This is a genomic window from Streptomyces sp. NPDC048481 (assembly GCF_043200075.1).
Taxonomy (GTDB): Bacteria; Actinomycetota; Actinomycetes; order Streptomycetales; family Streptomycetaceae; genus Streptomyces.
Map to the genome: position 1 here is coordinate 208,941 of NZ_JBICXC010000005.1, position 18,192 is coordinate 227,132.

Consider the following 18,192-nt stretch of genomic DNA (forward strand, 5'->3'; position numbering starts at 1 on the left):
TGCCATGACAGTTGACGCTCTGACGGACGTCGCCGGCGTGCGGGTGGGCCACGCGACGCGGACCGGCGACGGGTGGCTCACCGGCGCCACGGTCGTCCTCGCGCCCGAGGGCGGCGCCGTGGCCGCGGTGGACGTGCGCGGCGGCGGTCCCGGCACCAAGGAGACCGACGCCCTCGATCCGCGCAATCTCGTGCAGAAGGTCGAGGCGATCGTGCTCACGGGCGGCAGCGCGTACGGGCTCGACGCCGCGTCCGGGGTGATGGCCTGGCTGGAGGAACGGGGTCGGGGGATCCGCGTCGGCCCGGATCCGGCGCATGTCGTGCCGGTGGTGCCGGCCGCCTGCGTCTTCGACCTGGGGCGCGGCGGCGACTTCCGGGCCCGTCCGGACGCGGCCACGGGTCTGGCGGCCGTGGCGTCGGCCGCGGCGAGCGAGCCCGGGGCTCGGGTGACTCAGGGGTGCGTCGGCGCCGGCACCGGCGCGGTGGTGGGGCCGTTGAAGGGCGGTGTGGGCACGGCCGCCGTCGTCCTGGAGTCGGGGATCACCGTGGCCGCGCTGGTGGTGGCGAACGCCGTGGGATCGGTGCTGGATCCGGAAACGGGCGCGTTGTACGGGGAGTTGTTCCAGGGCCGCGTGGCGTATCCGCAGGCGCGGGTGCACGAGGCCGCGCGCCGCCGCCTCGCCGAGAGCGCGGCGAGGAACGCGCCGCCGCCGCTGAACACCACGCTCGCGGTGGTCGCCACCGACGCCGACCTGTCCAAGGCACAGGCGCAGAAACTGGCGGGCACCGCTCACGACGGGATCGCGCGCGCCGTGCGTCCGGTGCACCTGCTCAATGACGGCGACACCGTGTTCTCGCTGGCGACGGGCGCCCGACGGCTCGCCCCCGGCGACCCGCTCGCGCTGAACGACGTCCTCGCGGCGGGCGCCGACACGGTGACCCGCGCGATCGTCGCAGCCGTACGCGCGGCCGAGCCCGTCGACGGCCCGGGCGGCGCCTGGCCGTCCTACAAGGAGCTGTACGGCGCCCGGTGACATCGGGACGGAGACCGGCCCGACACCGGGACGAAAGACCGGCCCGCGCCCGGTGACACCGGGGCGAAAGACCGGCCCGTCCCCGCCGTTCCCCGGGGTGGGGGTCGCCCGCAGGGGGCGGGCGGGCATTGCGGGCGGGCATTGTCCCGGTTCTGTCACGCGCTCGTGCCAAGGCCGCCCGCGCCGCAACCCCGTCGGCCGACGCTCCCCTCCTCCTGCACGTACGGAAGCGGATCACTCACCTCTCAAGGAAGCGGAGCAGCCCGTGACGACGGCGGACAAGGCGAACAAGGCGAACAGGGCAGTGCGGCGCGCAGCGGGAGCCTGTGCCGTCCTGGTGGTCGGCGCCCTGACCCTGACCGCCTGCGGGGGCAGCGCGAGCGCCGAGGGCGGCGACGCCAAGGGGGGCAAGAGCGCGGGGAACGGCGTGAAGACGTCCACCGCCAGGATCGTCATCTCGGCGAAGGACGGCTCCACGGGCGCGTCCATCAACCAGACCGGCGTGAAGGTGAGCGGCGGCCGGCTCACCGACGTGAAGATGACGGTGGCCGGGGCGGGCGAGGCCGTCGAGGGCGCGCTGTCGGCCGACGGCAGCAGCTGGAAGCCGAAGAAGCAGCTGGAGCGGGGCACGAAGTACCAGATATCGGCGACCGCGAAGGACGCGAACGGCAAGACCGCGGCGGCCAACGCCATCTTCACCACCGTCTCCTCCGCGAACAGCTTCATCGGCACGTACACCCCGGACAACGGGACCACGGTCGGCGTGGGCATGCCGGTGTCGTTCACCTTCGACAAGGCCATCGCCGACAAGAAGGCCGTGCAGTCGCACATCACGGTCACCTCCAGCAGCGGCCAGCAGGTGGTGGGCCACTGGTTCGGCGCGCAGCGGCTCGACTTCCGGCCCCAGGAGTACTGGAAGGCCGGCTCCAAGGTCACGATGAAGATCGACCTGGACGGCGTCGAGGGCGCGAACGGCGTCTACGGGGTGCAGAAGAAGACGGTCGATTTCACCGTCGGACGCTCGCAGGTCTCCACGGTCGACGCGAACACGCAGACCATGACGGTCGTGCGGGACGGACAGACCCTGAAGACGACCCCGATCTCCACGGGCGACCCCGAGCACACCACGTACAACGGCCAGATGGTGATCTCGGAGAAGTTCACGCAGACCCGCATGAACAGCCGGACGGTCAACCTGGGCGCCGAGTACGACATCCCGGACGTGCCGCACGCGATGCGCCTGACCACGTCCGGCACCTTCCTGCACGGCAACTACTGGTACAACAAGGGCAACCCGCCCTTCGGTCGCACCGGCACCAGCCACGGCTGCGTCGGGCTCGCCGACGTCCAGGGCGCACAGGGCGACACCCCGGCCAAGTGGTTCTACGACAATTCCCTGGTCGGCGACGTGGTGATCGTCAAGAACTCCCCCGACAAGACGGTGTCCCCCGACAACGGGCTGAACGGCTGGAACATGTCCTGGGCGGAGTGGACCGCGGGAAGCGGCGCGTGACCGCGACCGCGAGCACCCCGTTCACCACGGGCAACGGGAGCGCCGCAAGCAACGCGAGCGCCCCGCGAACCGGGCGCACCAGGAGCGTCACGAACACGCGAAGTGCCGTCTGACCGGCGCTTTCTGAGCGCGCGTCGGGCCGTGCGGGAACCATCCGCACGGCCCCGGCGTTTTCTCCGACGTACGTTTTCTCGGTTCCCGGACACGATGTCCGACCGAGGGGCTACGGTATGCACCCACAAGGTGACATGCAGCAACGCCGGGAGAAACCTTGAGCGTTCCGTACGAGACGACAGCGTACGAACCAGCCGAGTCGCCCGAGTCTCCGGAGGAGCATCTCGCGCGACTGCTCGGTCGCGCCCTGAACTCGTTCGAGCTGCCCGACGAGGCCCTGCGGCGGCTCGACTGCGCGCTGGCCCACGACAGCTCCCTGCACTCCGCCCACCACAGCGCCGGCCTGCACCGGGAAACCTACCGGCACACCTGGCTGCTCGCCGACGGCTGCGCGCTCACGCTGTGGGAACTGGTGCACAACACCGCACCCGGCAGCGAACCCCAGCACGAGGTGTACGCGGACGAGGAGGAGCTGCGCGCCGCCACGGCCCGGCTGCCGCTGTCGTCCGAGGCGCCGGACTTCGAACTGCCGGTGCTGGTCCAGCTCGCGCCGGTCCCGGCGCCCCGCCATGTGTACGTGCCGGACGACTCGGCGGACCACGCGCGCCGCCTGCTGCGCCGCGCCGAGAACCCCGACCGGCCCGACGCGGAGACGACGGCACTGCTGAGGTCGGCGTTCGCGCACCAGATCACGCAGGCCTTCGGGCGCCCGTGCCGGGCCGGCCGCATCGGCCTGGGCTACTCGCTGTACGAGCACGCGTTCCTGCTGCGCGACGGCCGGGAGATCTCCCTGTGGGAGGTCGAGCACACGGCCACGCCCGACGGGCGGCACATGTGCGAGGTGTACGCGTCCGAGGCCGCGGCCCGCGAAGCCATGGAACGCCGGGCGGCCCAGGCGTAAGCCCTTCCGGCCTGCGCTGCCTCGCCCTCGTCCGCCACTCCCCCGACGCCGCTCACTCCGCTGACTCCGCTGACCTCCCGGGTCAGCGGTCGCCGCTGAGGCGGCGCACCAGGCCCGCGAAAGCGTCCTTCTCCGCGGTCGTCAGCTCGACGCTCTCCCGGTGGGGACCGGTCGCCTGTTGCTGACGCGGGAGGGCCGGCAGCACGGGAAGCACCGGGACGGCGGGTAGCGCGGACCGGACGGGGAAGGAACGGAACGCCGCGTGAGCCTCGGCGCGTGCGCGCATCCGCCGCAGGACCCGGGTCAGGACGAGCAGCCAGGCGACGGACGCCACGGCGAGAACGGTCAGCGCCGTCAGCTGGGCGGGCGTGAGATGCACGGGCATACCGCCCAGTACACACCACGGTCCGGGATTTTGACCCCGGACCGTGATGTATCTCGCAGGCCACGCAGAACGACCAGATCGACCAGAGCGGTTGGACCGGGCACACCGGCCAGATCGTCCGAAACCACCGGCGGCCCTCGCCGCGCGGCGCATCAGCGGCGCGCTACGCGGCCACCGGTCGCTTCGGTTCCCGGGCCGCGGTCGCGGTGTCCGCGCTGCTTCCCGCCGTGGGCCCCGCGGTGCCGGGCGCCGGCTTGCGCATGCCCTTGAGGACGACCACGGCGGCCGTCGTCACGCACACGCCCGCCGCGACGGCGACCAGGTAGAGGAACGGGTTGCCGATCAGGGGGACCACGAAGATGCCGCCGTGCGGGGCGCGCAGGGTGGCGCCGAAGGCCATCGACAGCGCGCCGGTGACCGCACCGCCCGCCATCGAGGCGGGGATGACGCGCAGCGGGTCGGCCGCGGCGAACGGGATCGCGCCCTCGGAGATGAAGGAGGCGCCCAGCACCCAGGCGGCCTTGCCGTTCTCGCGCTCGGTGGGCGTGAACAACTTGCCCCGGACCGTGGTGGCCAGCGCCATCGCGAGCGGCGGGACCATGCCGGCCGCCATGACCGCGGCCATGATCTTCATGGCCGAGTCGCTCGGACTGGCGACCGCGATACCGGCGGTGGCGAAGGTGTACGCGACCTTGTTGACGGGGCCGCCGAGGTCGAAGCACATCATCAGCCCCAGCAGGGCGCCGAGCAGGACGGCGTTGGAACCGGAGAGGCCGTTCAGCCAGTCCGTCATGCCCTTCTGGGCCGAGGCGATGGGCTTGCCGATCACGACGAACATCAGGAAGCCGACGACGGCCGAGGAGATCAGCGGGATCACCACCACCGGCATGATGCCGCGCACCGGCGCCGGGATCCGCACCTTCTGGATCGCCATGACCACCCCGCCGGCGAGCAGACCGGCGACGAGACCGCCGAGGAACCCCGCGTTGATGGTGGACGCGATCATGCCGCCCACGAAGCCGGGGACCAGGCCCGGCCGGTCCGCCGTGCCGTAGGCGATGTACCCCGCTAGGACCGGGACGAGGAAGCCGAAGGCCACGGCGCCGATCTGGAACAGCAGGGCGGCCCAGCTGTCCGTCTGGGTCCACGCGAAGTGGTCCATGACCGACGGCGCGGACTTGATCTCGTAGCCGCCGATCGCGAACCCGAGGGCGATCAGCAGACCGCCCGCCGCGACGAACGGGACCATGTAACTCACGCCGGACATCAGCCACTTGCGCAACTTGGTGCCATAGCCCTCGCCGGACTCGCCGGCGCGCTCGACCGGCGTGCCCGCGCCGGAGGGGACGCCCGAGGTGACCTCGCCGCGCTCCGCCCTCGCGCGCACCTCGCGGATCAGCTCGGCGGGCCGGTTGATGCCCGCCTTCACGCCGACGTCCACGGTGGGCTTGCCGGCGAAGCGGTCCTTGTCGCGCACGGGGACGTCATGGGCGAAGATCACGCCGTCCGCCGCGGCGACGACGGCCGGGTCGAGGCGGGTGAAGCCGGCCGACCCCTGTGTCTCGACGACCAGGTCGACCCCCGCCTCCCGGCCCGCCTTCTCCAGGGACTCGGCCGCCATGTAGGTGTGCGCGATGCCGGTCGGACAGGAGGTGACGGCGACGATCCGGAAGCGAGGCGCGGCCTCGGGGCCGGGGGCCGTGTCGGCGCCGGCGGAGGCCGCCGCCGACGCCGGCACGGGGTCTGCGGAACCGGAGCCCGTGGAACCGGATTCCGCGGGATCGGTGGGACCGGAGGCCGTTGCACCCGAACCCGCCGGACCGGTGGGCGCTGAACCTCCGGCGACGTCGGTCCCGGCGGAGGGGGCTTCGGAAGCGTGGGGGCGGGCGGCCGGGGGCTCGTCACCGCGGATCAGCGCCGCCGCCGTGGCCGGATCGCCGGCCGACCGCAGCGCGCCGGTGAAGTCGGCGTTCATCAGCTGGCGGGCCAGCGACGACAGGATCGTCAGATGGGCGTCGTCCGCACCTGCGGGGGCGGCGATGAGGAAGACCAGGTCGGCCGGACCGTCCGCCGCGCCGAAGTCGATGCCGGCGGTGCTGCGCCCGAAGGCGAGCGTGGGCTCGGTGACATGGGCGCTGCGGCAGTGCGGGATGCCGATGCCGCCGTCGAGGCCGGTGGGCATCTGCGCCTCGCGGGCGGCGACGTCGGCGAGGAAGCCCTCCAGGTCGGTCACCCGGCCCAGGGCCGCCATGCGCTCGGCGAGGGATCGCGCCGCCGCTTCCTTCGTCGGGGCGGACAGGTCGAGATCGACCAGGTCCGCGGTGATCATGTCGCTCATCGCGGGCTCCTTCGCACGCGTATCGCCCGGGGCGTGGGGTGCTGGGCGGGGGTGGGGGCGGGGAGGGTGGAGGCGGGGCCGGGGCAGCCCCGCCTCCGCGGGGTCACAGGCGGGTTCGGGTCCTGTTTCCCCTGGCCGGCAGGGCGGCTCAGGGTGCCCTGCCGGCCGTCGAGGGCGGCGGTCGCGCGGACGCCTCGCCGCTGTCGGACGCACGGCCCGCCGGGCGGCGCGGGCGGTACGGAGGTCGTCACCATGTCAACGGCTCCCCCACCGGCTCCCGCAGTTCGCGGTCCACGGGCACCTCGGCGGTCACCGTCACCGCCGACGGGTCCAGGTCGTCCGGGGTGGGCATCACGCTGCCGGGCAGTCGGACGGCGGCCGCACCGTGCGCGACCGCCGAGGCGAGCGCCGCCGGGCCGCTTCCGCCCGCGACGAGGAACCCGGCGAGGGAGGCGTCGCCGGCGCCCACGTTGCTGCGGACGACGTCCACCCGGGCGCTTGCGAACCAGGCGCCCGTCTCCTCGACCAGCAGCTGACCGTCGGCGCCCAGGCTCGCGAGCACCGCCCGGGCGCCCATCCCGCGCAGTTCCTCGGCCGCCTTCACCGCGTCGCCCACGGTGGCCAGGTGACGTCCGACGGCCTCCGCGAGCTCCTCGGCGTTCGGCTTCACCACGTCGGGCCGCTCGCGCAGGGCTTCGAGGAGGGCGCGCCCGGACGTGTCCAGGGCGATCCGTGCGCCTGCGGCGTGCGCCCGGGCGACCACCTCGGCGTACCAGGACGGCGCGAGCCCGCGGGGCAGGCTGCCGCAGCAGGCGATCCAGGCGGCCGCGTGCGAGTGCTCGCGCACCGTCTCCAGGAGCATTTCCTGCTCCTCGGCGGAGAGTTCGGGGCCCGGTGCGTTGATCTTCGTCAGGACGCCGTCGGACTCGGCGAGCGCGATGTTGGAGCGGGTGGCCCCCGCGACGGGCACCGGCGCCACCTCGATGCCCTGCGCGGCCAGCAGGTCGGCGACGAGCGCGCCCGGCGCACCGCCCAGCGGCAGCACGGCGACGGTGCGCCGTCCGGCGGCGGCCGCGGCGCGCGAGACGTTCACCCCCTTGCCGCCCGGGTCCATCCGCTCGCCGGTCGCGCGGATGACCTCGCCCCGGTCCAGGGAGGGGACCTCGTACGTACGGTCCAGGGACGGGTTGGGCGTGACGGTGAGGATCACGCCCACGCCACCCGGACCGGTCCCGCGCGCAGGGCCCTTCCCGCTCACCGGGCCGGTGCCGCTCATGCCCGCACCACTTCCGTGCCGCCGCGCTCGATCGCCGCCGCGTCCTCGGGGCTCAGCGCGCTGTCGGTGATCAGCAGATCGACGTCGCTCAGGTCGGCGAAGCGGGCGAAGTGCTCCTGGCCGTGCTTGGCGGAGTCGGCGAGCAGGACGACCCGGCGGGCCGCGGCGACGGCCGCCCGCTTGACCGCGGCCTCGGCGAGATCGGGCGTGGTCAGCCCGTGCTCGGCGGAGAATCCGTTGGCGGCGAGGAACAGGACGTCGGCCCGGATCTCGCCGTACGCGCGCAGCGCCCAGGCGTCCACGGCGGCGCGCGTACGGTGACGCACGCGCCCTCCGATGAGATGGAGCTGCATGCCCGGGTGGTCCGCGAGGCGGGCCGCGATGGGCAGGCTGTGGGTGACGACGGTGAGCTCGGCCTCCAGCGGAAGGGCGGCGGCGAGCCGTGCCACCGTCGTCCCGGCGTCGAGGATCATCGTGCCCTCGGCGGGCAGTTCCGTCAGGGCCGCCTTGGCGATGCGGTCCTTCTCGTCGGCCGAGGTGCCCTCGCGTTCGGTCAGGTCCGGTTCGAAGTCGAGGCGTCCGGCCGGGATGGCTCCGCCGTGCACGCGCCGCACCAGGCCGGCCCGGTCGAGGGCCTTCAGGTCGCGGCGGATCGTCTCCGCGGTGACCTGGAATTCCTCGGCCAGCGACAGGACGTCCACCCGTCCGCCGTCACGGGCGAGCCGCAGGATCTCCTGCTGCCGCTCCGGTGCGTACATGTCCGTTCTCCTCCGACCGACACCTGTTTTATGCCCGAACCTGGGCTTCAGCCACGGAGGCTACGCCTGGATCCCCGCAAAGTAAACAGATTCGGACTTGATTCGGGCATGAACGGACTCCGCTCATCGTGGTCTCCCGACCTCCCGCCCTCCTTCTCTCTCCCCCGGGACGGGGTGCGGCCCGGGGGAGGACAGCCGAAGAGCCCGCCACCGCTGCGATGCGGTGACGGGCTCTCGGCACGGACGCTCGACGGCGACGTTCTCCCGACTCCCTGCGCGGTCTTTCGACCCTCTCCGCGACCTCCGCCCCGGTCTCACGACGAGACCGGGGCGATGCGGAGACTCAGACGGCGAACTCCCGGTCCCGGTCCCCGCCGGGGACCGCGTCCGCGGCCGCCGAGGCTCCCACGCCCTCCGCGACGTCCGCGCCGCCCTCCACGTGCTGCGCGGGCCGCTTCGGCAGGGCGAACATCAGCAGGAAGATCACGGACATCACCAGGGCCACCCAGCCCAGGGCGTGCTGGAACGCGTTCACGAAGGCCGGGCCCACCTCGGACGGCGTCAGCCGGTCGCCGATCTCCCCGAAGAAGACGACCGCGACAAGCCCCAGCCCGAGCGCGTTGCCCATCTGCTGAACGGTGTTGATGAGGCCGGAGGCCGATCCGGCGTGCTCGCGCGGCACCTCCGACAGCACCGCGTCGGTCAGCGGGGCGAAGATCAGGCCCATGCCGGCGCCCATGACGACCAGCGGCAGCGCCATCTGCCAGGGTGCGATGCCCAGCCCGTAGCGCTCGGACTCCCAGATGTAGAGGAGCACGCCGACGACCATCGTCAGGGCGCCCGCCTGCAACACCTTGCGCCCGAAACGCGGGACCAGCTTCTGCACGGACATCCCCGCGGCCACCGAGACGGCGATCGAGAAGGGGACGCCGGTCAGACCGGCCTTCATCGGGCTCCAGCCCAGGCCCGTCTGCATGTACAGCGTCCAGACCAGGAAGAACACGCCCAGGGCGATCCCGAAGACGGTCTGCACGGCGACGCCCGCCGCGAAGCTGCGCACCCGGAACAGGGAGAGCTCGACCAGCGGCGAACCGTCCCGCGCGCCCTTGCGACGCTCGTACGCGACCAGCGCCCCGAAGACGCCCAGCGCACCGGCCATCGACACGTACCCCCACACCGGCCAGCCCAGCTCGCGGCCGCGGGTGAGCGGGTAGAGCAGCATGAGCAGACCGAGGGTGACCAGGACGACGCCGACGATGTCCAGCTTCAGCGCCTTCGGCGCCTTCGACTCGGTGATGAAACGGCCGCCGAGGATCAGCCCCGCGATGCCGACGGGCAGGTTGATCAGGAAGATCGGCCGCCACTCCAGCCCGAACAGGTTCCACTCCGTCAGCAGCGCCCCGAGCAGCGGGCCCGAGACGGCGCCCAGCCCGACGATCGCGCCGAACAGCCCGAACACCTTGCCCCGCTCGTGCGCCGGGAAGGTCGCGTGCACGATCGACAGCACCTGCGGGACCATCATCGCCGCCATGCCGCCCTGAAGGATGCGCGAGGCGACCAGCATCTCGGGGTTGGCGGCGAAGCCGCACAGCGCGGAGGCCAGGGTGAAGCCGCCGATGCCGAGCAGGAACAGCCGCTTGCGCCCGTGGATGTCGCCGAGCCGGCCGCCGGTGATGAGTCCGGCGGCGAAGGCGAGCGCGTAACCGGCGGTGATCCACTGGATCTGGCTCCAGGAGGCGCCCGCGTCCTGCCGGATGGAGGGGATGGCGATGTTGACGATCGTGACGTCGACGAGGTCCATGAAGGCCGCGGTCATCACGATGGCGAGCGCGAACCAGCGGCGCCGGTCCCCCGGCGCGGGATCGGGAGCCGTCTCGAAGGCGGGCGGCGGTGTCTCGGTGGAGGTCTCCGTGGAGGTCATGATGTGACAGTAGGACGGCAGTAGGTCAGATCATGACCTACTCGTACGGCATCCTCGGATGCATGACGACGGACACTCCGGCTCGGCTGCTCCAGCTCCTCTCCCTCCTCCAGACGCCCCGCGAATGGCCCGGCGGCGAGCTCGCCGACCGCCTGCGGGTGTCCCGGCGCACGGTCCGGCGCGACATCGACCGGCTGCGCGACCTCGGCTATCCCGTGCAGGCCACCATGGGCTCGGACGGCGGGTACCGCCTCGTCGCGGGCAAGGCGATGCCTCCCCTCGTGCTCGACGACGAGGAGGCCGTCGCCATCGCCGTCGGACTGCGGGCCGGGGCAGGTCACGCGCTGGAGGGCGTCGACGAGGCGTCCGTGCGCGCCCTCGCCAAGCTGGAACAGGTGCTGCCGACCCGGCTGCGCCACCGCGTCTCCACCCTCCAGGCCGCCACCACCCCGCTGACCAGCGGGGACGGCGCGAGCATCGCACCCGAGACGCTGACGGTCATGGCGTCGACGGTGGCCGGGCAGGAACGGCTGCGGTTCGCCTACCGCGCCAAGGACGGCACGGAGTCCCGTCGTCTGACCGAGCCCTACCGGCTCGTGTCGACGGGCCGGCGGTGGTACCTCGTGGCGTACGACCTCGACCGTCAGGACTGGCGGACGTTCCGGGTCGACCGGGTCCGGGACCCGTTCGCGACCGGCGCGCGCTTCGCACCACGCGAACTGCCGACCGGGAGCGCGGCGGAGTACCTGCGGCGGTCCATCCACGGCCGCCCGGACGCACGCGCCTACGAGTACGACGTCACGTTCCACGCCCCGGCCGAACTCGTCGCGGCCCGCCTCCCGTCCTGGCTGGGAACACCGACCCCGGACCCTCCGGACGCCGACCACGGGATCGGGAACGGCGGCGACGACGGGAGCGCGGGTGCGGGTACCGGGGCCGGCGCCGGCGAGACGTCCGGGCGGAGCTGCCGAGTGCGCGGGTCGACGAGCGACCCGGTGGAGTGGGTGGCGGTCCGGCTCGCGATGCTGGGTTACGAGTTCTCGATCCGGGAGCCGCGCGAACTGGCCGACTGCGCAAGCGCTTTGGCCGCAAGGCTGGGACGAGCGGTGGCCGCCCGGCCGGACACGCCGGACGGAACCACGCACTGACGTCCTGGAACCGAGCAACCGGCGGAACCGCCCCCGCAGGCCTCGCCGACCCCGCCTACCTCGCCGATCCGACCGATCCAATCGGTCCAACCGTCCAACCGGTCCAACCGCCCGTGCCTACCAGGAGAAGCCCCGCAAGGCTCGCAGATTGCTCAGCGCCAGCTCCGCCGGACCCTGCGGGCCGGTGGGCGAGGTGTCCGTCACCGCCCAGCTCTCGACGGCGACCCTGACCGCCGCACCCGCGACCGCCGCCGTGAAGCGCTCGTGCGGCGGAACGTCCACGGCGGCGGCGGGGGTGGCGGCGGTGGTGGCCGTGGCGGCGACCGGTTCCGCGGTGGTCGCCGGGTCAGCGGCCCCGGGCTCGGTGGCCGTCGCCCGCTCGGCAAGGATCTGCGCGAGACCGGCCTCCGAGGTGTGGCAGACCTCGGCCCAGACCTTTCCCAGAGCCGGACTCGCCATCGCCAGCCGGATCAGGGTGCGCACCCATTCCCAGGACGCCGCCGAGACACCGCCGCCCGGGGCGAGCGTGTGGCGCACCGCGTGTTCCAGGGCCTCCGGCACGCTCAGCGCGGCCGGGGCCTCGCGCACCGCCTCCGCCCAGCGCTGGGCGCCCGCCGCGTAGAGAGGGGCTACGGCCTCCTCTTTGGTGGCGAAGTAGCGGTAGAAGGTGCGCGGCGCGATTCCCGCCGCCTGCGCGATGTCCTCCGCGCGGGTGGCCTTCAGGCCCCGGCTGACGAACAGACCGGCTGCCGCCCGGGCGATCTCCATCCGGGTCGCCGCTTTGCGCCGCTCGGTCAGCGAAGCCGAGCCCGAGCGGGAGGTCGAGCTGATCACTCCGGCAGGCTATGCCCATGTGGCACAATCTGCCATTCGGGCGGGCCACCCCGTGGTTCAGGTACGGGGTGCCCCGCCTTCTCGACGTGCCCGCCCACACCGCAACACGTCCGGCGGCCGTGTGCGCCCGCAATTGCCACCGAAATCCCCATGATTGTCCGGCGGCCCCTGCCCGCCGACCGCCCCGCACCCGACCACCTCGCCCGACTCGCGTCCCTTCTCCACTCCGGAAAAGGAGCCGGGCTCCGGCGCCTGGGGGGAGAGGCGCCGAAGCCCGGCTCTGGGATGGTCCCGGCGCCGGGGGGATGTGCGGCGGGACTTGGCTCGGGGGTTTTGGAAGTGCGGCACAACCTCGGAGTCGTCGAGTCATGGAGCTGTCGAGTCGTCGAGCCGTCGGAACTCACGGTGTTCGAGCGCGCGGCCGACTCGGATCTCGGGGCGGCTGAGATCTCGGGCCGGGTTGAGAGGTCGGGCCGGGCTACAGGGTCCGGCCGATCCGAACTCCCGTGCCCAGAAGTCTTTTTCCCCCGCCTCCCCGGTTGAAGCGGCGTTCCCACGCCATGTTTGCGCGCCTTCTCAAACCGGCGCACGCGGGCGTAAGCCCGGCACGATCCGGCACAACCCGGCACCATGAGAAACCCCAGGCACACGGGCATCACATGAGGCGGTCCACGGTTTCACCGGGGACGCCTCGCCCCCGGCCGCGCGTACTCCACCCGCACCGGCCGACGTCTCATACCAGCCGCCGAAGCCCTGCATCGGCCGACGCCTTGAGGCGGAGCGGCACTATGCGCGGCCCGGCACATCGTGCGAACCAGCCATCGTGCGGCCGGAGTCCGGCTGGGCCGGTTCCCTCGGCCGGCTGCCGCTCGGCCGCTGTCCGCTCGGCCGGGCCTCAACCGCCCGGCCCGCGGACCATCCGGAACGCCACCCCTCGGTTACGCCGGGGCCTCGGTCACGCCGCCGCCTCGAAGCCCGTGTCGCGGGCCAGCTTCTTCAGTTCCAGCAGGGCGTGCTTCTCGATCTGGCGGATCCGCTCCCTCGTCAGACCGTGCTCCTTGCCGACCTCGGTCAGCGTGCGCTCGCGGCCGTCGTCGATGCCGTACCGCATCTTGATGATGGACGCGGTGCGCGGGTCCAGGCGGTCGATCAGACCGTCCAGCTCCTCGCTGCGCAGCAGCGTCAGCACCGACTGCTCCGGCGAGACCGCGGAAGTGTCCTCCAGGAGGTCGCCGAACTGCGTCTCACCCTCGTCGTCGACCGCCATGTTGAGGGAGACCGGGTCACGGGCCCAGTCCAGGACGTCCGTCACACGCTCCGGCGTCGAGCCCAGCTCGGCGGCGATCTCTGCGGGCTCCGGGTCGCGGCCGTTCTCCCGGTTGAACTCGCGCTGCACGCGCCGGATCCTGCCCAGCTCCTCCACCAGGTGGACGGGCAGGCGGATCGTGCGCGACTGGTCCGCTATGGAGCGGGTGATGGCCTGACGGATCCACCAGGTCGCGTACGTGGAGAACTTGAAGCCCTTGCGGTAGTCGAACTTCTCGACCGCGCGCACCAGGCCGGCGTTGCCCTCCTGGATCAGGTCCAGCAGGGGCAGACCGCTGCGCGGGTAGCGCCGGGCCACCGCGACGACCAGACGGAGGTTGGAACGGATGAAGACGTCCTTGGCCCGCTCGCTCGCGGCGACCAGGGCCTCGAGCTCCTCACGGGAGGCGTCCGCCCTGGACTCCTCCTCGCCGTCGAGGACCTGTTGCGCGAAGACACCCGCCTCGATGATCTGGGACAACTCGACCTCCTTGGCGGCGTCGAGCAGCGGTGTACGCGCGATCTCGTCGAGGTACATGCCGACCAGGTCGCGGTCGGCGATCTCGCCGCCATGGGCGCGAACACTGCGGGCCGCGCTGCTCGTCTCGCCGGTGGCGGACTTGCGGCGGGCGACGGCACGGGTTGCCATGCGTGCTCCCTTGCGATGGTGGTTCAGCGGGTGGCCCTTCAGACGCCCGGCACTGTCGGAACTCTGGACTCTCCTCGGGTGCCCTGCATCTGATGGAAACAACGACTGGAATCAGGACAGAATTCCCAACCCGCACCCCGAATTTTCTGATCATGCAGTACCCTGTCGGACCACCTGGGAGGCATGATGCCGTCGGAACGTACAGAGGTGCAGGTCAGGCCTGGAGTCGAGGCCGATCTCGACGCGCTCACAAGCCTCTACAACCACTACGTTCGTGAGACGGCCATCACATTCGACACGGTGGCCTTCACTCCGGAAGAGCGACGTCCTTGGCTGCTCTCCCACCCTGAAGACGGGCCGTACCGCCTGATGGTTGCCACGGAAACGGACTCACAGGACATTCCGAGGACCTCGCCGGAGATTCTGGGTTATGCCACGTCCAGCCCCTACCGGCCGAAGGCGGCCTACTCCACGTCCGTGGAGGTCACGGTCTACGTCGCCCCGCACGCGGGCCGGCGCGGCATCGGCACGCTCCTCTACAGGGCGCTCTTCGACGCGCTGGCCGGGGAGGACCTGCACCGCGCCTACGCGGGCATAGCGCAACCGAACGAAGCGTCCGCGCGACTGCACGAACGCTTCGGTTTCCGGCCCGTGGGCACGTACCGCGAGGTGGGCCGCAAGTTCGGCCGCTACTGGGACGTGGCCTGGTACGAGAAGGAGCTGTAGCTCCCGTCGGTCCCGGGACGCCGGCCTTGACGGCGGTCGGCCCTGACGGCGGTCGGCCGTGACGGCGCCGGTGACCGCCCGGCGCCCACCGCCCGCCGCGGCGGTCAGCCGAACTGCACCGACCGCTTGGCCAGCCCCATCCAGAAGCCGTCGATCACGGACTTCTGGGAGTCCAGCTCGCCGGACACCTCCGCCGCGCCCATGGTCACGAAGAGCGGGGCGAAGTGCTCGGTGCGCGGGTGGGCGTACCGGCCGGCCGGGGCCTTGCGGAGGAAGTCGAGCAGGCCGTCCCAGTCCCGGTTCTCCAGCACGCGCCGCCCCCAGTCGTCGAACTCGGCCGACCAGGTCGGCACTCCGCCGCCCGGGTGCCGCAGGGCGGCCAGGTTGTGGGTGAAGAACCCCGAGCCGACGATGAGCACGCCTTCGTCGCGCAGCGGAGCGAGCCTGCGGCCGATCTCCATCAGCTTCACCGGGTCGAGGGTCGGCATGGAGACCTGGAGGACGGGGATGTCGGCGGCCGGGAACATCTCGACGAGCGGGACGTAGGCCCCGTGGTCGAGGCCCCGGTCGGGGATGTCCTGTACGGGGGTGCCCGGAGCGCGCAGCAGCTTGCGCACGCTCTCGGCGAGTTCCGGTGCGCCGGGGGCGTCGTACTTCACCGTGTAGTAGTGCTCGGGGAAGCCCCAGAAGTCGTAGACGAGGGGGACGGGGTCGACGGCGCCGAGGGCGAGCGGGGCCTCCTCCCAGTGGGCGGAGACCATGAGGATCGCCTTGGGCCGGGGCAGTCCGGCGGACCAGGCGGCGAGTTCGCCGGGCCAGACCGGGTCGTCCGCGAGCGGCGGGGCGCCGTGGCTGAGGTAGAGCGCGGGCATGCGCTCCCGGGGACGGCCGAGCTCCTGGGTTGCGGCGGACATGACGGCGACTCCTTCCGGGACCTCGGCCCCTGGTTCCGGAGTACCCACGCACTCCCGGACAGTTGCTTGAAATCTAAAACGGCAACGTCGGCGAGCATATTCCCAGGTGGTTTAAATTTCAAGAAGCGCCCGTTTACAGTGGGGGGATGAAGACCGGATCCGCATCCGCTGAAGAGCCCCGCTGGCTCACCGCCGAGGAACAGCTCATCTGGCGTTCCTACGTGCACGCCACCACCCTGCTGGAGGACCACATGGACCGCCAGCTCCAGCGTGACGCGGGGATGCCGCACGTCTACTACGGCCTTCTGGTCAAGCTCGCGGAGTGCCCGGAGCGGCGGCTGCGGATGACCGAGCTGGCCAAGCACGCGAAGATCACCCGCTCCCGTCTCTCGCACGCCGTCGCCCGGCTGGAGAGGAACGGCTGGGTGCGCAGGGAGGACTGCCCCTCCGACAAGCGCGGCCAGTTCGCCGTCCTGACCGACGAGGGCCTGGAGATGCTCAAGCGCGCCGCGCCGGGCCACGTGGAGGTCGTCCGCAACGCCGTGTTCGACCGGCTCAGCCCGGAACAGCAGAAGTCCCTCGGCGAGATCATGCAGATCGTCGCCGAGGGACTTCAGCCGGAAGAAGCGGGTGCGGACCTGCCCTGGCTGCGCTAGCCGGGCCGGAGCCGGTCGCCGTCGTCCCCGGGATCCCCGTAGGCCCGGGTGCCTCTACGGGTGTCCCGTCCGGGTCAGTGGACCATCACCGGGACCGCGTCCTCGGCGTCCTTCGCGCCGGAGCCGGCGACCGCGCCGCCCATGTCCGGCTTGCCGGCGTTGACGAGGGTCAGGGCGATCGTGGCGGCCGCGACCAGGATGCCGACGGCGAACCAGATGGCGCTGGTGTATCCGTGCACCATGCCCTCCAGCTGCACCAGCTGCTGCTGCGGCTTGGAGGCGGCGCCCGTCATGTGGTCCTTGATGTACGACGTCGTCGCGGACGCGGCGATCGTGTTCAGCAGAGCGGTGCCGATGGCGCCGCCCACCTGCTGCGAGGTGTTGACCATCGCGGAGGCGACACCGGCGTCACGCGGCTCGACGCCCTGCGTGGCCAGCGACATGGCCGGCATGAACGCCGTGCCCATGCCCAGACCGAGCAGCAGCATCGCCGGCAGCAGCACGGCCGCGTAGGACGAGCCGATCTCCAGCCGGGTCAGCAGCAGCATGCCGAGCGCGGCGACCAGGAAGCCCGGGCCCATCAGCAGGCGGGGGGCCACCCGGGTCATCAGGCGGGTGCCGATCTGGGTGGAGCCGGTGATCATGCCCGCGATCATCGGGAGGAAGGCGAAACCGGTCTTGACCGGCGAGTAGCCCTTCACGATCTGCAGGTAGTAGGTCAGGAAGAGGAACAGACCGAACATCGCGATGATCGCGAGGCCCAGGGAGAGGTAGATGCCGCCGCGGTTGCGCTCGGTGATCACGCGCAGGGGCAGCAGCGGGGCCTTCACCTTGGACTCGACGACGACGAACGCGGCCAGCAGCACGGCCGACGCGACGAACATGCCGACGGTCACGGAGTCGCTCCAGCCCTCGGACTCGGCGCGGGTGAACCCGTAGACCAGCGAGACCAGACCCAGGGTGGACAGGACGACGCCCGGGATGTCGAGAGCGGAGCGGTTGCGGCCGCCCTCGGGCTCACGGATGACGAAGTAGGCGCCGGCCGCGGCGATGATCGCGAACGGGATGTTCACGAAGAACGTCCAGCGCCAGTCCAGGTACTCGGTGAGGAAGCCGCCGAGGATCAGGCCGACGGCGCCGCCGCCGCCCGCGATCGCGCCGTAGATGCCGAAGGCCTTGGCGCGCTCCTTGGCGTCCGTGAACATCACGGCGAGCAGGGAGAGCGCGGCGGGCGCGAGCAGCGCGCCGAACGCACCCTGCAACGCGCGGGCGCCGAACATCATCGCCTCGTTGGCGGCCGCGCCACCGAGCGCGGAGGCCGCGGCGAAGCCGCCGAGACCGACGACGAAGGCCCGCTTACGGCCCCACAGGTCGGCTATGCGGCCACCGAAGAGCAGCAGACCGCCGAAGGCGAGGGCATAGGCGGTGACGATCCACTGCCGGTTGCCGTCGGAGATGCCCAGGTCCACCTGGGCCGACGGCATCGCGATGTTCACGATGGTCGCGTCGAGGACGACCATCAGCTGGGCGAGAGCGATGAAGGCCAGCGCTTTCCAGCGGTTGGCGTCCGGGACGCCTGCCCGGGGGGCCGGGGCCTTCTGGACTGTTTCAGACATGGGGATACCCGCTTCGGTACTTCGTGACGGAAAAAATACGGAGAGATCTGAAGAAAACGAAAGAAAACGGTGCCACGGTGGGCATGACGGACGACTGGACGGACG

General features: G+C 72.0%; 15 protein-coding genes. 6 read left to right on the plus strand and 9 right to left on the minus strand.

Annotation, left to right across the window (positions count from 1 at the left end; all coding sequences use genetic code 11):
- The first annotated feature begins 4 nt into the window (after nt 1-4).
- The 3 genes from ACGFSH_RS17905 to ACGFSH_RS17915 all read left to right on the plus strand — a co-directional run bounded on the left by ACGFSH_RS17905 (nt 5) and on the right by ACGFSH_RS17915 (nt 3,561).
- Complete coding sequence (locus tag ACGFSH_RS17905; RefSeq protein WP_393349491.1) at nt 5-1,033, plus strand: P1 family peptidase; 1,029 nt, start codon at nt 5-7, stop codon at nt 1,031-1,033.
- Nucleotides 1,034-1,370: 337 nt separating this feature from the next.
- Nucleotides 1,371-2,546: an Ig-like domain-containing protein gene (locus ACGFSH_RS17910; RefSeq protein ID WP_393350036.1), complete on the plus strand. Its 1,176-nt coding sequence runs from the start codon at nt 1,371-1,373 to the stop codon at nt 2,544-2,546.
- 271 nt (nt 2,547-2,817) lie between these two features.
- Nucleotides 2,818-3,561, plus strand: coding sequence for a DUF6227 family protein (locus tag ACGFSH_RS17915; protein ID WP_393349493.1), 744 nt, complete (start codon nt 2,818-2,820; stop codon nt 3,559-3,561).
- 82 nt (nt 3,562-3,643) lie between these two features.
- On the opposite strand, the gene ACGFSH_RS17920 is transcribed toward ACGFSH_RS17915, so the two are convergent.
- From ACGFSH_RS17920 to ACGFSH_RS17940, 5 genes are all read right to left on the minus strand, one after another.
- Complete coding sequence (locus tag ACGFSH_RS17920; protein ID WP_393349495.1) at nt 3,644-3,946, minus strand: hypothetical protein; 303 nt, start codon at nt 3,944-3,946, stop codon at nt 3,644-3,646.
- Between the two features lie 163 nt (nt 3,947-4,109).
- Nucleotides 4,110-6,284 (minus strand): fructose-specific PTS transporter subunit EIIC, encoded by a 2,175-nt coding sequence (locus ACGFSH_RS17925; protein WP_393349497.1) that lies wholly within the window; start codon nt 6,282-6,284, stop codon nt 4,110-4,112.
- A 247-nt stretch (nt 6,285-6,531) separates the two neighbouring features.
- Nucleotides 6,532-7,494: a 1-phosphofructokinase gene (gene pfkB, locus ACGFSH_RS17930; protein WP_393350038.1), complete on the minus strand. Its 963-nt coding sequence runs from the start codon at nt 7,492-7,494 to the stop codon at nt 6,532-6,534.
- A gap of 62 nt (nt 7,495-7,556) precedes the next feature.
- Entirely contained in the window at nt 7,557-8,318 is a 762-nt protein-coding gene (locus ACGFSH_RS17935) for a DeoR/GlpR family DNA-binding transcription regulator (RefSeq protein WP_393349499.1), read from the minus strand.
- 343 nt (nt 8,319-8,661) lie between these two features.
- Complete coding sequence (locus tag ACGFSH_RS17940; protein WP_393349501.1) at nt 8,662-10,239, minus strand: MFS transporter; 1,578 nt, start codon at nt 10,237-10,239, stop codon at nt 8,662-8,664.
- A 62-nt stretch (nt 10,240-10,301) separates the two neighbouring features.
- Here ACGFSH_RS17940 and ACGFSH_RS17945 point away from each other — a divergent pair, with 62 nt between their 5' ends.
- On the plus strand, nt 10,302-11,387 hold the full coding sequence (locus ACGFSH_RS17945) for a helix-turn-helix transcriptional regulator (protein WP_393349502.1): 1,086 nt from the start codon (nt 10,302-10,304) through the stop codon (nt 11,385-11,387).
- A gap of 117 nt (nt 11,388-11,504) precedes the next feature.
- Here the strand turns inward: ACGFSH_RS17945 and ACGFSH_RS17950 are convergent, their stop codons facing one another.
- On the minus strand, nt 11,505-12,155 hold the full coding sequence (locus ACGFSH_RS17950) for a TetR/AcrR family transcriptional regulator (protein ID WP_393350040.1): 651 nt from the start codon (nt 12,153-12,155) through the stop codon (nt 11,505-11,507).
- Between the two features lie 1,021 nt (nt 12,156-13,176).
- The gene (locus ACGFSH_RS17955) at nt 13,177-14,175 is read right to left on the minus strand and encodes an RNA polymerase sigma factor RpoD/SigA (protein ID WP_393349504.1); all 999 of its coding nucleotides are present in this window, start codon (nt 14,173-14,175) and stop codon (nt 13,177-13,179) included.
- Between the two features lie 186 nt (nt 14,176-14,361).
- Here ACGFSH_RS17955 and ACGFSH_RS17960 point away from each other — a divergent pair, with 186 nt between their 5' ends.
- Nucleotides 14,362-14,901, plus strand: a complete 540-nt coding sequence (locus ACGFSH_RS17960; RefSeq protein ID WP_393350043.1) for a GNAT family N-acetyltransferase — start codon at nt 14,362-14,364, stop codon at nt 14,899-14,901.
- Between the two features lie 104 nt (nt 14,902-15,005).
- Here the strand turns inward: ACGFSH_RS17960 and ACGFSH_RS17965 are convergent, their stop codons facing one another.
- Nucleotides 15,006-15,815, minus strand: a complete 810-nt coding sequence (locus tag ACGFSH_RS17965) for a dioxygenase (protein WP_393349506.1) — start codon at nt 15,813-15,815, stop codon at nt 15,006-15,008.
- Nucleotides 15,816-15,961: 146 nt separating this feature from the next.
- On the opposite strand from ACGFSH_RS17965, the gene ACGFSH_RS17970 reads away from it, so the two are divergent.
- Nucleotides 15,962-16,471 (plus strand): MarR family winged helix-turn-helix transcriptional regulator, encoded by a 510-nt coding sequence (locus ACGFSH_RS17970; protein ID WP_393349508.1) that lies wholly within the window; start codon nt 15,962-15,964, stop codon nt 16,469-16,471.
- 74 nt (nt 16,472-16,545) lie between these two features.
- Here ACGFSH_RS17970 and ACGFSH_RS17975 read toward each other — a convergent pair whose 3' ends face one another.
- On the minus strand, nt 16,546-18,087 hold the full coding sequence (locus tag ACGFSH_RS17975; RefSeq protein WP_393349510.1) for an MFS transporter: 1,542 nt from the start codon (nt 18,085-18,087) through the stop codon (nt 16,546-16,548).
- Nucleotides 18,088-18,192 lie beyond the last annotated feature (105 nt).